Source organism: Pseudoalteromonas sp. Z9A5, from assembly GCF_011378875.1.
Taxonomy (GTDB): Bacteria; Pseudomonadota; Gammaproteobacteria; order Enterobacterales; family Alteromonadaceae; genus Pseudoalteromonas.
Genome location: NZ_WTLC01000029.1, coordinates 19,662 through 33,839, shown reverse-complemented (window position 1 = coordinate 33,839; position 14,178 = coordinate 19,662). Strand labels below are relative to the sequence as shown.

10 protein-coding genes are annotated in these 14,178 nt (G+C 39.4%); 3 read left to right on the top strand and 7 right to left on the bottom strand.

All coding sequences use genetic code 11. The features are described 5' to 3' along the window. The first annotated feature begins 133 nt into the window (after nucleotides 1-133). Complete coding sequence (locus GQR56_RS14600; protein WP_024613112.1) at nucleotides 134-859, top strand: YebC/PmpR family DNA-binding transcriptional regulator; 726 nt, start codon at nucleotides 134-136, stop codon at nucleotides 857-859. A 218-nt stretch (nucleotides 860-1,077) separates the two neighbouring features. Here the strand turns inward: GQR56_RS14600 and GQR56_RS14595 are convergent, their stop codons facing one another. Further along, nucleotides 1,078-3,267 (bottom strand): malate synthase G, encoded by a 2,190-nt coding sequence (locus GQR56_RS14595; protein ID WP_166112771.1) that lies wholly within the window; start codon nucleotides 3,265-3,267, stop codon nucleotides 1,078-1,080. A gap of 241 nt (nucleotides 3,268-3,508) precedes the next feature. On the opposite strand from GQR56_RS14595, the gene GQR56_RS14590 reads away from it, so the two are divergent. Continuing rightward, nucleotides 3,509-5,110 (top strand): isocitrate lyase, encoded by a 1,602-nt coding sequence (locus tag GQR56_RS14590; protein WP_166112768.1) that lies wholly within the window; start codon nucleotides 3,509-3,511, stop codon nucleotides 5,108-5,110. A 560-nt stretch (nucleotides 5,111-5,670) separates the two neighbouring features. On the opposite strand, the gene GQR56_RS14585 is transcribed toward GQR56_RS14590, so the two are convergent. From GQR56_RS14585 to GQR56_RS14560, 6 genes are all read right to left on the bottom strand, one after another. Beyond that, a complete protein-coding gene (locus GQR56_RS14585; protein WP_166112766.1) occupies nucleotides 5,671-7,689 on the bottom strand; it encodes a S9 family peptidase in 2,019 nt (672 codons plus the stop codon). Between the two features lie 152 nt (nucleotides 7,690-7,841). Continuing rightward, nucleotides 7,842-8,576, bottom strand: coding sequence for a 5-oxoprolinase subunit PxpA (locus GQR56_RS14580; RefSeq protein ID WP_166112763.1), 735 nt, complete (start codon nucleotides 8,574-8,576; stop codon nucleotides 7,842-7,844). 1 nt (nucleotide 8,577) lies between these two features. Further along, the gene (locus GQR56_RS14575; protein WP_166112760.1) at nucleotides 8,578-10,389 is read right to left on the bottom strand and encodes a glycoside hydrolase family 3 protein; all 1,812 of its coding nucleotides are present in this window, start codon (nucleotides 10,387-10,389) and stop codon (nucleotides 8,578-8,580) included. 171 nt (nucleotides 10,390-10,560) lie between these two features. Beyond that, on the bottom strand, nucleotides 10,561-11,346 hold the full coding sequence (locus GQR56_RS14570) for a heme ABC transporter ATP-binding protein (protein WP_166112757.1): 786 nt from the start codon (nucleotides 11,344-11,346) through the stop codon (nucleotides 10,561-10,563). Then, nucleotides 11,346-12,401 (bottom strand): iron ABC transporter permease, encoded by a 1,056-nt coding sequence (locus GQR56_RS14565; RefSeq protein WP_166112754.1) that lies wholly within the window; start codon nucleotides 12,399-12,401, stop codon nucleotides 11,346-11,348. Before GQR56_RS14565 ends, GQR56_RS14570 begins: the two co-directional genes overlap by 1 nt. Nucleotides 12,402-12,406: 5 nt before the next feature. Continuing rightward, nucleotides 12,407-13,321, bottom strand: a complete 915-nt coding sequence (locus GQR56_RS14560) for an ABC transporter substrate-binding protein (RefSeq protein WP_166112751.1) — start codon at nucleotides 13,319-13,321, stop codon at nucleotides 12,407-12,409. Nucleotides 13,322-13,388: 67 nt separating this feature from the next. Between GQR56_RS14560 and GQR56_RS14555 the strand changes: the two genes are divergently transcribed. Next, entirely contained in the window at nucleotides 13,389-14,177 is a 789-nt protein-coding gene (locus tag GQR56_RS14555; RefSeq protein WP_166112748.1) for an energy transducer TonB, read from the top strand. The last annotated feature ends 1 nt before the right edge of the window (nucleotide 14,178 follow it).

Genomic DNA, 14,178 nt, shown 5'->3' with positions numbered 1-14,178 from the left:
TTCATTTATTCTGAAATAAGTATGTAGTTATAAAAGTTTTTATTAATCAAGTTTTGCCCATTGCAGAGCTAGCCCTATACGTTTTGAGTTGGTAAAATACCGCAAAACGTAACGTATTCATTAGAGGCACAAAATGGGCAGAGCATTTGTAGTTCGTCAAAGTTCTATGATCAAAACGGCTAATGCAAAAACAAAAGTAAACTCAAGATATGGTAAAGAGATTTACGTTGCTGCAAAAAATGGCGAACCCGATCCAGAAGTAAATCAAACACTGCGCCGCCTAATCGAAAAAGCAAAAAAAGATCAAGTTCCCGCGCACGTTATCGAAAAAGCAATTGAGAAAGCAGCCGGTGGAGCAGGGGAAGATTACTCTGTTGCACGATACGAAGGTTATGGCCCTGGTAATTGTATGGTTATTGTTGATTGTTTAACCGACAATCCAAATCGTACTATTAAAGACGTACGTTTACCCTTTACTAAAACAGACTCAAAAATTGGCACACCTGGTTGTGTAGCACATATGTTTGATCATTATGCGGTACTTGGCTTTGCGGGCGATGACGACGAAGTTGTATTAGAAGCCTTAATGATGGCAGATGTTGATGTAAGCGATGTTGAAGCCGAGGACGGTAAAGTGTCGGTATTTGCACCACCAACAGAATACTTTAAAGCTAAAACAGCTCTTGAAGGCGCATTTGAAGGCATTAACTTTGAAGTAGACGAAATTACGTTTATTCCTCAAGTTAATATTGAAATTGAAGATGAAGACGTTATTGCTAATTTTGATAAGTTTATAAATATGCTTGAAGATTGTGACGATGTACAAAATATTTATCACAATGCGATTATAAAAAACTAAACCTAAGCTGTTAAAACTATAAAAAAGCGTGTTTTGTGTATGCAAAACGCGCTTTTTTGCGTTTGAATAAATGTTAAATATTCATGCTCGTTATGTTTATTTGAATATATATTTTAAAAATGTCATAAAAGTGCTGTTATTTTAATTTTAGGCGATAAAAAACCAGCTTAAAAGCTGGTTTAGTACTTAACTTGAACTTTAGTTACTTGGTTAAGCAGTTAAAGCGTATTCGTTTTTTGTGCTTTATATTTTATACGGTAACTATGTAGTAATGGCTCGGTGTAACCACTCGGTTGTGTTACGCCTTCTAAAACCAGTGCCGTAGCTGCTTGAAACGCAATGCTATTAGCAAGTGTTTTTTCGTTTGTTGCCATTGGAGTATAGGCATTGTCGTACTCGTTTTGGCCATCTACCACTTTTGCCATTTTAGCCATTGTTGATTTTATTTGTGCCTCAGTGCAAACGCCATGAAGCAGCCAATTAGCCATGTGCTGGCTCGAAATTCGCAGTGTTGCTCTATCTTCCATTAGCCCAATATGATTGATGTCAGGTACTTTTGAGCAGCCTACGCCTTGATCAATCCAACGAACAACATAACCCAAAATGCCTTGTGCGTTGTTTTCAAGCTCACTTTGAATATCTTCTTTTGAAAGCGTTTTAGCATCTGCTATTAACGGCGGTGTAAGCAGGTGATTAAGGCTAGCAATAGTACGTTTAGCTATACTTTGCTGCTCAGTAAATACATTTACATCGTGATAATGCATTGCATGAAGCGTAGCCGCAGTAGGGGAGGGCACCCATGCTGTATTAGCCCCCGATTTAGGATGTGCTAATTTTTGCTCCATCATTAATGCCATTTTATCTGGCATTGGCCACATACCTTTACCAATTTGTGCTTTATGGCTTAAGCCACAGGCAAGACCTATATCAACATTACGATCCTCATATGCTTGTATCCATGGTTGCTGTTTAATCTGTGCTTTTGGAAGCACAACGCCCGCTTGCATAGAGGTATGAATTTCGTCGCCTGTTCTATCCAAAAATCCGGTATTTATAAATACAACACGCTCTTTTGCTGCATAAATACAGGCTTTTAGGTTTACAGATGTACGGCGTTCTTCATCCATAATGCCCATTTTAAGCGTGTTTTTAGGCAGGCTTAGCGCTTCTTCTACATGGCTAAATAAAGTGTTAGTAAACGCAACTTCTTCAGGACCATGCATTTTGGGTTTTACTATATTAATACTTTGCGCGCTTGAGTTTTTTATACCTGTTTTTTTATTTAGGTCATGCAATGCCGCAGTTGCAGTAAACATGGCGTCCATAATACCTTCAAATACCGGTTTGCCGTGTAGGTCGGTAATCGCAGGGTTAGTCATTAAATGCCCAACGTTTCTTACAAACATCATGCTGCGACCTTTTAAAGTAACCGTTCCACCATCGAGCGCGGTGTATATTCGGTCATTTTGAAGTGTGCGCTCTATTGTTTTATCACCTTTTTTAAACGATTCAACTAAGTTACCTTGCATTAAACCAAGCCAGTTTTTATAAACTTGTACTTTATCTTCTGCGTCGACCGCTGCTACCGAATCTTCACAATCCATAATAGTTGTCAGTGCTGCTTCTAGTACTACATCTTTTAAACCGGCTTTATCTGCTTGACCAATAAGATGGTGATGATCAATGTGTAGCTCTATGTGTAAATCATTGTTTTTTAGTAGTACTACAGTGGGGTTTTGCGCTTCACCTTGATAACCAATAAGTTGCGATGGGTTAGCTAATGTAGTTTGAGAGCTATCTCGTAAAGTGATTGATAGTGCGCCATCAACTACTGAGTAGTTAGTACTTTCTATATGCGACCCATTTTTAAGTGGCAGTGCTTTATCTAAAAACTGGCGAGAGTAAGCCATTACTTTAAAGCCACGCACTGGATTGTAGGTATTGCCTTTTTCTGCACCATCATCTTCGCTTAGTACATCGGTACCGTATAAGGCATCGTATAACGAACCCCAACGCGCGTTAGCGGCATTAAGTGCAAAGCGTGCGTTGCTTACAGGCACAACCAACTGAGGACCTGCTGTAAGAGCTACTTCGGGCTCTACATTTTGGGTTTCAATCTCAAAGTTGGCAGGCTCTTTTACTATGTAGCCAATATCTTGCAAAAAGGCATGGTACTTAACGCTATCCCACGTTTTATTCGCTAAATGATAGTTATCTATTTGTTGTTGTAGTAACTCGCGCTTTTCAAGGAGCTCATTGTTTATAGGGGTAAGTGTTTGCACAATGCTGGCAAAGCTTTGCCAAAACTGCTGCTCATTTAAATGGGTGCCAGGTAATAATTGGTTTTTAACAAAGTCAGCGAGTTGTGTGTCTACGCTTAAACCTGAGTGTGTGAGAGTGTGGGTCATAATTGCCTTCCTTAAACGGTCGCTGTGTTGTTGTGCGCTTGTGCGTTAAGTCAACAATAACTCAAAAAGGCAATGTTGAGTGCTTTTTAGCCATTCACAAAATGTATAGCCACAATAACAACTATAAATTTACTAAATCTAGAAAAGGAGCCTAATGTTGAATTAAGCGCTACGGAGCACACACTCCTAGCCACTCTCACAACATTAAAATAATTTACACACTCGTTCGAAGGATTTTATTATGACAACATATCAACGCGAAACAGACACACTTTCTACTCTTTGCCAATCACAAGGCAGCGCATGGAAAGCCATTAACCCTGAATACGCAAGCCGTATGCGTTTACAAAACCGTTTTCGAACTGGGATTGATATTGCGCAATACACAGCAGATGTAATGCGTGAAGATATGGCTGCATACGACGCCGATACAAGCCTATACACACAGTCTTTAGGGTGTTGGCACGGTTTTACTGCACAGCAGATGATGATGGCTATTAAGCGCCATCAAAAAACAACTAAACGCAGCTATGTATACTTAAGTGGTTGGATGGTTGCAGCGCTTCGCTCTGCATTTGGTCCACTACCTGATCAAAGCATGCACGAAAAAACATCGGTACCTGCGCTAATTGAAGAAATTTACACATTTTTAAAGCAAGCCGATGCACGTGAATTAGACCACTTGTTTAACGATCTAGATGCGGCAAAAGCAAGTGGCGGTGATGTTAAAGCTGTTATTGATAAAATAGATAACTTTGAAACCCATGTTGTGCCAATCATTGCTGATATTGATGCCGGTTTTGGTAACGAAGAAGCAACTTACTTACTGGCTAAAAAAATGATTGAAGCCGGTGCATGTGCAATTCAAATAGAAAACCAAGTATCTGACGCTAAACAATGTGGTCACCAAGCAGGTAAAGTTACTGTGCCGCATGAGGATTTTTTAGCAAAAATTAACGCAGTACGTTACGCCTTTTTAGAACTCGGTATTGATAACGGTATTATTGTGGCGCGTACTGATTCATTAGGTGCCAGCCTTACTCAAAAAGTACCGGTGTCGCAAACACCAGGTGACTTAGCAAGCCAGTACAATGCATTTTTAGAAACCACACCAATTAACGGTGTTGATGATTTAAATGAAGGCGACACAGCAATGAAAATTAATGGTCAGCTATGTAAACCAACTCGCCTAGATAACGGCTTATTTCAGTTCCGCGAGGGCACAGAAAAAGACCGCGTAGTACTAGATTGTATTACGAGCTTGCAGTCGGGCGCCGATTTACTGTGGATTGAAACAGAAAAACCGCATGTTAAACAAATAGCAGAGCTGGTAAATCGGGTTAAAGAGCACGTACCAAATGCAAAACTGGTATACAACAACTCACCTTCGTTTAACTGGACGCTTAAGTTTCGTGAGCAAGTTTACCAAGAATGGGCTGATGAAGGTCGTGATCTTAGCGCTTACCCAAGTATTACTGATAATAAAGGGCTTATGGCACCAGAAATGGATGCAACAGAGCTTGCGCAAGCAGCCGATTTATTAGTGCAAAACTTCCAGCGTGATGGTGCACGTGAAGCCGGTATTTTCCATCACTTAATAACCTTACCTACATATCATACAGCAGCATTAAGCACTGATATTTTATCTGAGGGTTACTTTGGCGATATGGGAATGCTGGCTTATGTACGCGATGTACAGCGCCAAGAGATCCGTCGTGAACAAGCATCGGTTAAACACCAAGATTTAGCGGGATCTAATATGGGCGATACGCACAAAGAGTACTTTTCTGGTGATAACGCGCTAAAAGCCGGTGGTGAAGATAACACCATGAATCAATTTTAACTTCCTAACTAGATAGTGTTACTCAAGGGCCTTTAGGCCCTTTTTTATTGTTTTAATCATTATGAGATCAGATTTTAACTAACATGACTTTTTTTGGATCACGATTTAACTAACGTAGGCAATTTTTAGATCAGAGTTTAACTAACCTTACTGTAAACCCCGTTTTCGGCTTATATAGGAAGTAAAATAGTGCTAAATAGCTTAAAAAATATCGATAAGTTACTGATTTTTAGTTTATGGCGTTAAAATACTAAATTTATAAACCGATTTTTTACTAACTTAGCTACGTCACAAAACAACATTTTACTAACTGAGAGGCTATAAACAGTAGCTCAAACCGATTTTTTACCAACTCAAAGTTGTTAAAACGCTATAAACCGAAATTTTACCAACTCAACTACATGTTGAATCTTGTATTTGAGGTTATACTTATTTAAATTAATTAATATGATAAAACTGTAAACCCCCTTTACAGTTTTATGACCATAAAAAAGCCACTTAAAATAAAGTGGCTTTCCTGTTTTTACTATTTAATTAAAGAATAAAAAATGTAATTTTAATTATTTAGTGTGTTTATCAAACCACCATTGAATATAGGCAACTTTGGTCATTAAGTTTGATGGGCGGGTTGTAATACCATGCGATGCATTAGGAATACGCACCATTGCAGTATCAACACCTTGTAGTTTTAATGCTTGATAAAACTGCTCAGTTTCTGAAATTGGTGTACGGTAGTCAGATTCTCCAGTGAGCAACATAGTAGGGGTTTTAACGTTACCAACATAGCTAATAGGTGAGCGCTTCATGTAATGCTCAATGTGATCCCATGGTTTTCCTGGAAACCAGTAATCAGCAAAAAACGGGTAAAAATCGGCAGTTAGTACAAAGCTGATCCAATTAATAACAGGCTTAGCAACTACAGCTGCAGCAAAGCGATCGGTATGACCTACAATCCAAGCTGTTAATACACCGCCGCCAGAGCCACCGGTTACAAATAATTTAGACTCATCAATAAAACCTTTCGCTATTAGCGCATCAACGCCTGTCATTAAGTCATCAAAATCGTTACTTGGGTAATTGTGATGAATAGTTTGTGCAAACTCTTTACCGTATGAATCGCTGCCACGTGGATTCATGTATAAAACGACATTTCCTTTGGCTGCAAACAGTTGAATTTCGGCGCTAAAGTGTGGACCGTAATTAGCTACTGGACCACCATGTATTTCTAGTATTAGCGGGTATTTTTTACTGCTATCAAATTTTGGCGGGTAGGCAATCCAACCTTGAATAGGTAGCTCATCATGGCTTGATTTAATCCATATTTCTTCCACTTTGGCGAGTTGCTTACTACCTAGTGCATCTTTATTAAGCGTAGTTAAGCGCTGTGCTTTACCGCGTTTAATAGTTGCTATATCTGCAGGGCGCTGAGTATCGGCAAGGGTAAAGGCTACTTCGCCATCTTCGCTTACATCAAAGTCGCCACCAGAATAAGGACGACCAAATGCAACACTGCCAATTTGCTCCGTTATTATTTTATGTTTACCACTGCGTGGTTGATACGCAAGGGCGGTTTGCCCTTTATCTGCATAGCTAAAGTACACGCCTTTTGAGTTTGCACTCCATTTTATTTGTCCTACGCTACGGTCAAAATTAGGCGTTAAACTTGTTGTGTTACCTGTTTTTAAATCACGAATATAAAGCTGAGTGTTTTCGTAGTTAGTGTGTTTATCATCGTAACCTGTGTACGCTAAGTAGCGACCATCGGGAGATACTTTAGGTTGTTCGTCAGGTCCGTTTCGGTCTGTAACTTTAGTTATATTTTGTGTGGCTAACTCGAGCTGATAGATTTCACTGTTTGTGGGTTTTAGCTGGTTGTTTATGTGCCTGTTTGCAGAAAAATAAAGCGATTTACCATCGTTGCTAAAACTTACATCGCCTGCGTTATCAAATTCATCATTAGTTAGTTGTGTGGCATTACCACCATTAGCATCAATCGAAAATAATTGGCTAAAGCCCTTTTGTGTGTAACCGCCACCATCTGAACGGTAGTAAACATCATCAATAAATTTAGCAGGCTCTGCCCATGTGGCACCTTTTGGTTTACCCGGTAAGCTCACTGGCGCTGAAGTAGCGCTTGGAACAAACATGCTAAATATTAATTGGTTAGAATCAGGGCTCCATGTAATCGCTCGTGGGCTAGCGGTTAAGTTACTAATTTTTGCCATAGCACCTGTTTTAAGCCATTTTATATATATTTGGCTGCTACCATCGCGAGTTGATATAAACGCAAGGCGTTGACCATCAGGAGAGAGTACTGGCGAATAATCCATATGCACGCCAGAGGTTAGCGGCTGCATTTGTTTAGTTTTGTAATCAACAGACCAAATGTTACCTACTTTGCGATCTGTTTTTATATCCATACGATTACGCACAAAGTAAACGGTTTTACCGTCTTCGGTTATATCTATCTGATTCGCATATTCTAAATTAAACACATCTTGCAGCTGTAGAGTATTTGTTTCAGCGTAGGCTAAATTGCTACAACCTAAAACGAGGCTAAGTGTTAAAAGCTTTTTCATTTTTATCCCTGTTGTTATTTTTTAATTTGCTAAGTAGTTATATGTTAGGGATTATTAAATTAACAGTAGGATGCGATGAAGCTCTTATTTAACTCTATGAGTTAAAGCTGTAAAGGGGGTTTACAGCTTATATTAAGGATTGTGATAAAAGCCTAATTTACTGATTCACAAAGTGCTTTTATATCTTTTATAAGCGCTATGCCATCGGCGTTGTCGCCATGTACACATAAGCTATGTGCGTTGAGTGTTAGTTTTTTTCCTGTTTGCGTTGTCACGCTACCATCAGATAAAAGCTGAGTAACTTGCTCTAGTAATGCCGCTTTGTTATGAACGCTGCCCTCAATTTTTCGTGAAACTAAATGCCCGTCGTCGGTGTACTGTCTGTCGGCAAATGCCTCGAGTATTAGCTCAACTCCTGAATCTTTAGCTATTTTAATGTGCTTATTGGCATTTTTAGTCGCTAAAACCATTAGTTTTAAATCTGTTGGGTAGCTGGCAATTGCATTTATAACGGTTTGTAATATTTGCTCATCAGCCATCATGTCGTTATAAAGTGCGCCGTGCGGTTTAACATAGCTAAGTGTTAAACCTTGCACTTTTGCCATCCCTTCAATAGCGGCTATTTGATAATGCAGGCAATTTGTAAGCTCTTTTTCGCTAAGTACCATTGAGCGCCTACCAAAGCCCTGCTTATCTGGATAACTTGGATGAGCGCCAATTTGTACGTTATGCTGCTTGGCAAGTACAAGAGTGTTTGCCATTACGTCGGCATCACCTGCATGGAACCCACACGCAATATTAGCCATATCAATATGTGGCATTACGTCATCGTCTAGCCCCATTTTCCACGCGCCAAAGCTTTCGCCTAAATCACAATTGAGTTTCATATTAGTGCGCCTTTTGCGGTTTTATTGTGACAGGTAATACGCCGTTAGCCGGTGCTTCTCCTAGTAACACTTTTGCAAGTGCGGTAAAAGCAGGACCAGATACAATATCATTTTTATCTACATCAATATTATATGCATACGATGCAAGTACAGCATTTGCATAATCGCCAAATTTAGCAATGTCGTAAGGGGCTCTTAGGCTTATAAAAACAGTGCTTTTGTTTTCCTCTTTTGCCACTTTTAATAATGACTCAAGTGCTTTTGGCTGCTCTGCATTATTAAGCGCAAAATTAGGATCGTCTTTTAAATCATCCATACCGCCAATTTCTACTGCACTTTGATTCGGCGTTGCATTGCCGGCTATAACTACATCAGCAGCGTGTATTTGTGCTTTTGCGAGTTCAGGGTTAAACCCTTGTAGGCTGCTACAGGTATAGTTTAGTTTTTGCTGGCTGATAGCTTCAATCGCTTGCTGCATTGCCATACATTTACGCGTGTCGGGCATAATAATATGAACATTACTTCCTGCTTTTAAATTGAGCGGCAAAGTACTGTTATTATTTTTAACTTGCGTTATTGCCTCTACAGCAAGCTGCGCTTCTATTTCACGATGTGCTGCACTGCCAATTGTTTGCTTAGCATTTATGAGCGCGGTAATAGGGTCAAAATTAGTGCTTAATCTAAATTTATTTTTAAGTGTAATTATACGCTGTGCAGATTGTGCTATTTCTTGCTCATCAAGTTGGCTTGATTTAACCGCTGCAACAAGCTCTTTAATAAGGGCATCGAGCTTGTTTAAATCATCCGGTGTTCTTATTTCAAAGGGCATTAGGGCAATGTCAGCCCCAGCCGCAAACGTATTTATTACCGCTTGAGTTGGTGTGAAAAAGTTACTAATGCCAGCCATATCAAGTGCATCGGTTACTACAACACCTTGGTAATTAAGCTCACCACGTAAAATGTCAGTAATGATTGCGCGCGACATTGTTGCCGGTTTTATCATAGTTTTGCCATTAACACTTACAAACGTTGTGCTATCGAGCGCGGGATATTGAATATGCGCCGTCATTATCATGCCTGGATTTTGCTTGGCGATAATATGTTTAAACGGTGCTAAATCTTGCTCGTAAATAACCTCTTTTGCATGGTTTACTTTAGGCAAACCTGTATGGCTATCTACGTTTGTATCGCCGTGGCCTGGAAAGTGCTTTAACGAGGTAATAACGCCGTTGTTCTCAAATCCTGCAACCTGTGCGGCGCCTAATTTACTCACTAATGCTGGGTTTTCACCAAACGAACGTACGTTAATAACAGGGTTGTCGGGGTTCATGTTTACATCAACCGTGGGTGCGTAGTTTACATTGATACCCAGCGAATTTAGCTCTTTAGCTATAACAGTTGCTGTTTTTGTCGCAAAGCTTGTTCCGTGTTTTTTGTATGTTGCGCCAATCGACATATTACCGGTAAATGAGGTAGCAACATCGCGGGGTAAACGTGCTACACGTCCGCCTTCTTGATCTATAGATATAAATAGCGGCAGCTTACTACTGGACTTACTTGCAGCTGTTTGCAATTGGCTATTAAGCGTAATGGTTTGTTCTATCGATTGGGTGTTTTCAGAAAATAAAATAACCCCACCAATATCGTATTTTGCAATAGCGACGGCAAGCTCATTAGGTAACTCGGTCATTGGAGTTCGGCATTTATTACTTACTCCTTGCTGGCAAAAGTAGCGAAAGTCGAGTATTAGCTTTTGTCCAAGTTGTTGTTCAAGAGAAAGCACGGGTTTAGCAAACGAGGATTGTAATGGCATTAAGCACCCAGATAAAAAAACGATAGACGATACAATACACTTATTTAGCAAAACACACTCCAAGGCTAAAAAGTAGATAAGTGTATGCAGCTTATCTACTTTTTGGTGTAACTGCAAAGCCATACGCCAAGTGTTTTTACAAGCTTAATAGGTGCTTAAGGTGTGTATTTATTAGTAGCTTATTTGTATGTGGGGGAGCATATTTGGCGAGCTGGTATTTAGCTTAGCATTAATATTATAAACGTGTTTAAGGCGCTTTGTTGTTAGTACGTCCTTTGGTGAGCCTGCTGCTTCAATAACTCCGTTATTGATCATATAAATTCTATCTGCAAAACTCGCCGCTAATGACAGGTCGTGTATAACGGCTATAACACCAGCCCCTTGCAGTGCAATACTTTTAGCTTGAGCCATTACATCGTACTGATGAAAAATATCTAAGCTTGATGTTGGCTCGTCTATTAATAAATAAGCTGGTTTGTTTGCTTTTAAACAAGGTTGAATTTGGCAAAGTACGCGGGCTAATTGCACGCGTTGCTTTTCTCCCCCAGATAACTGCGTAAAAGTATGATTTTTTAAATGAGTAATGCCTAGCGCTTGCATTGTTTGGTTTGAAAATGCCTTTAAAGCGTGTTGGCTAAACTGTGTTTGGTGTGCAAAATGTGCCATATCAACAACTTCATTTACGGTAAAAGGGAAGTCGAGTTCATAACTTTGAGTGAGCACTGCGCGGCACATAGCTAAGCTTTCTACAGAATATGTATGCAGCGGTTGATCGTTAAGTGTAATGCTACCTTGTGCTAATTTTATATCGCCGCATAGTGCCTTTAATAATGACGATTTACCCGCGCCATTTGGCCCAATAATAACGACAACTTCTTTTGGTTTTACATAAAAATCTACATTACTTAATAAGCATTTAGAGCCAACGCTTGCTGATATATTGTTAGCGCACAACATTAGTGGCTCCTTTGTTTGTAGGTTTTTAATAGCATAAGTAAAAAGAATGGACCGCCAATTGCGCTAGTAATTAAACCAATAGGAAGTTCTGCTGGAAGCATTACTGTGCGCGCGAATAAATCGGCAAGGCTAAGCAGTAATGCACCGCCTAAAATACTTGCTGGCATTAAATACCGATGATCGGGTCCTAATATTAATCTCACTATGTGCGGCACAATAAAGCCAACAAACCCAATTATGCCTGTTATTGAAACAGCCGCTCCAGTGCACAAAGCTGTGCAGATAAAAACTTGTTTTTTAAGGCGCGTAACGTTTATGCCTAAATGCTTGGCCTGCATTTCGCCTAATAAATATAAGTTAAGTGGTTTAGCGAGGCGTATTAATAGTGCAATGCTAATTATAATTGCACAAAGCGAGGGGATCATAATTGCAAAATGATTACCAGCAAGTGATCCCATACTCCAAAATGTTAGATCGCGAAGTTGTTGCTCGTTACTAATTAAAGTTAGCCCACCAATAAATGATCCAACAATTGCATTTACGGCTATTCCTGCAAGTAATAAGCTAATAATGGTAAATTGCCCACTGTGAGCGCTTAATCTATAAATAAATGCGCATACGGCAATGCATCCAAAAAACGCACCAACAGGTACAGCGTAAACGCCAAGTGTATTACTAAAGTCAGCAAATAAAGTGGTGCCTAATACAATGGTTGCTACCGCGCCGAGTGCCGCGCCGCTCGATACACCAATTAATCCAGGATCGGCTAATGGGTTTCTAAAAATAGCTTGCATAGCCGCGCCACAGGCAGCTAATCCGGCTCCTACTACCATTGCTAATATAATGCGAGGTAAACGGATTTGCCAAATAATTGCATTTTTTAAACTGTCGCTTTCAAGGTTATTAACAATAGCGATAATTTCGCTAAAACTTAAGTTAACGCCTCCTTTGCTAAGTGCTATAAAAAACATTAAAACACAGGCTAAAAATAAACACGGAATAGCCATTTTTCGCTGTTTATTTTGAGTTAGTACAGTGCTACCTAGTGCCAACATATTATTTACTCACTTAGCTCTGGCGTAGTTTCAGATGTTTTAGCAAACCTGAATTTATAACCTGCAGGCAATTTAGCCTTTGGATGCAATACGCTTGCAAGCTCTACTACTGCTTGTGGGGTACGTGGTCCCATTCCTAGCAAGTAGCTCCCATCAAAGCTATAAACTTGCTTATTTTTAGCCGCATTAGAAAATTTAAAATGATCTAACTTAGTAATGTTGGTCAGCGGATCATCACCATGGCGGCCCATAGTAATAATAACATCGGGATTAAATGCTAATGCTGCTTCGGTTGAAAGTGGTTTCCAGTTATCTAACTGCTTGGCGACTATATTAATACCGCCAGCGGCGTTAATTAATTCATTTGCAGAAGTATGTGCACCGGCAACAATGGGTTGTCCGCTGCGTACACTTAAAATAAATAATACACGAGGCTTATAATCTGATTGCGATAAAACATAGTGCAGTGCGTCTCTATCGGCTTTTAAGCTATTTGCTAAGGCTTGACCTTTAGCAGGTACATTTAGTAATTCTGCAACATGGTTTATTTTATTTTCGATACCTAAAAAATTATCTTCGTCTGAAAGAATAACCATATTAACGCCCGTACTTTGCAGTTGCGTAACTACTTTTTTAGGGCCTGTATCGGCTTCTCCTAAAACAAGATCTGGGGTTAAAGAAAGTATGCCCTCGGTACTTATTTTTCGTACGTAACCTATTTGTGGTTTTTGTTTTGCGGCGACGGGAAATACACTTGTACTATCTACACCTACAATTCTGCTTTGTTCGTCAAGCGCATAGATTATTTCGGTTATTGATCCCCCTGATACAACGATCCTTTGTGGGTTTGGCTCAGCAGCTTTTGCTAAACCTGTTGTTAACAAGCTTATGACGACTAAATATACAAATAGGGGTTTCATAACAAATCCGATGTTGGTACTATAAGTTAATGCAAATACTAACAGTTATCATTTATATTTAATAGTTATGAAGTTTATTATTTTTGTTTTTTGCTCCGCACTTATTCACTTTATTGGTTTATTTATACAAACCGAAACGGATACACCTATTACATTTTTAGAAGGTCAAAAAGCCGATAGGGTATCTATAAATTTGATTAATTCGCAACCAGTTATAAGCCAAAGTCCAGCTCCAAAGGCAAGTGTGCAACCTGTATCAGCAGTTAAACCTACGCTAAACACTGAATTTTCGGGAGAAAAGCAGCACGTAAGTAAAGTAGTGAAGCCAGATGATAAACCCGTAACTAAGCCTGTTATTAAAAAAGAACTTTCTAAAGTAAAACCGCAATTAAAGCCGATGGTTAATCAGGAAGTAGTACTTAAAAATGAGCTTGTAGTAAATAACTCAGCACAAAGTGAAAAACCGCCAGAACCTAAAATACCAGATACCAAAGCTGACTCGGTTAAAGCTCCTGCACCAATGTCCTCTGCTGCTAAATTAAGTGAGCAAAACTCTGCAACGAGTCAGTTAGTAAAAATAGCCACATTACCTTTATTTAAAGCGCCAAAACCGGCTTTATCTTACCCATTACGCGCAAAAAAAAGAGGTTACGAAGGTATTGCTATGCTGCAAATAGAGCTCAATAAAAATGGCGAAATTGCCAAGCTTACACTGTTAAAAAGCAGCGGTTTTGCTGAGCTTGATAAAGCTGCACTCAATAATGTAGCGCAATGGCAGTTTTATCCAGTGTTAAAAAACAACCATCCAATAAAAGCATTGTTTAGCGTACCAATTAAGTTTTCGTTAAACGCATAAT

What these genes read in the sequence shown, in the direction of transcription:
- GQR56_RS14600 (WP_024613112.1), top strand. Translation starts at nt 134, where the DNA reads ATGGGCAGAGCATTTGTAGTTCGTCAAAGTTCTATGATCAAAACGGCT.
- GQR56_RS14595 (WP_166112771.1), bottom strand. Translation starts at nt 3,267, where the DNA reads ATGACCCACACTCTCACACACTCAGGTTTAAGCGTAGACACACAACTC.
- GQR56_RS14590 (WP_166112768.1), top strand. Translation starts at nt 3,509, where the DNA reads ATGACAACATATCAACGCGAAACAGACACACTTTCTACTCTTTGCCAA.
- GQR56_RS14585 (WP_166112766.1), bottom strand. Translation starts at nt 7,689, where the DNA reads ATGAAAAAGCTTTTAACACTTAGCCTCGTTTTAGGTTGTAGCAATTTA.
- GQR56_RS14580 (WP_166112763.1), bottom strand. Translation starts at nt 8,576, where the DNA reads ATGAAACTCAATTGTGATTTAGGCGAAAGCTTTGGCGCGTGGAAAATG.
- GQR56_RS14575 (WP_166112760.1), bottom strand. Translation starts at nt 10,389, where the DNA reads ATGCCATTACAATCCTCGTTTGCTAAACCCGTGCTTTCTCTTGAACAA.
- GQR56_RS14570 (WP_166112757.1), bottom strand. Translation starts at nt 11,346, where the DNA reads ATGTTGTGCGCTAACAATATATCAGCAAGCGTTGGCTCTAAATGCTTA.
- GQR56_RS14565 (WP_166112754.1), bottom strand. Translation starts at nt 12,401, where the DNA reads ATGTTGGCACTAGGTAGCACTGTACTAACTCAAAATAAACAGCGAAAA.
- GQR56_RS14560 (WP_166112751.1), bottom strand. Translation starts at nt 13,321, where the DNA reads ATGAAACCCCTATTTGTATATTTAGTCGTCATAAGCTTGTTAACAACA.
- GQR56_RS14555 (WP_166112748.1), top strand. Translation starts at nt 13,389, where the DNA reads ATGAAGTTTATTATTTTTGTTTTTTGCTCCGCACTTATTCACTTTATT.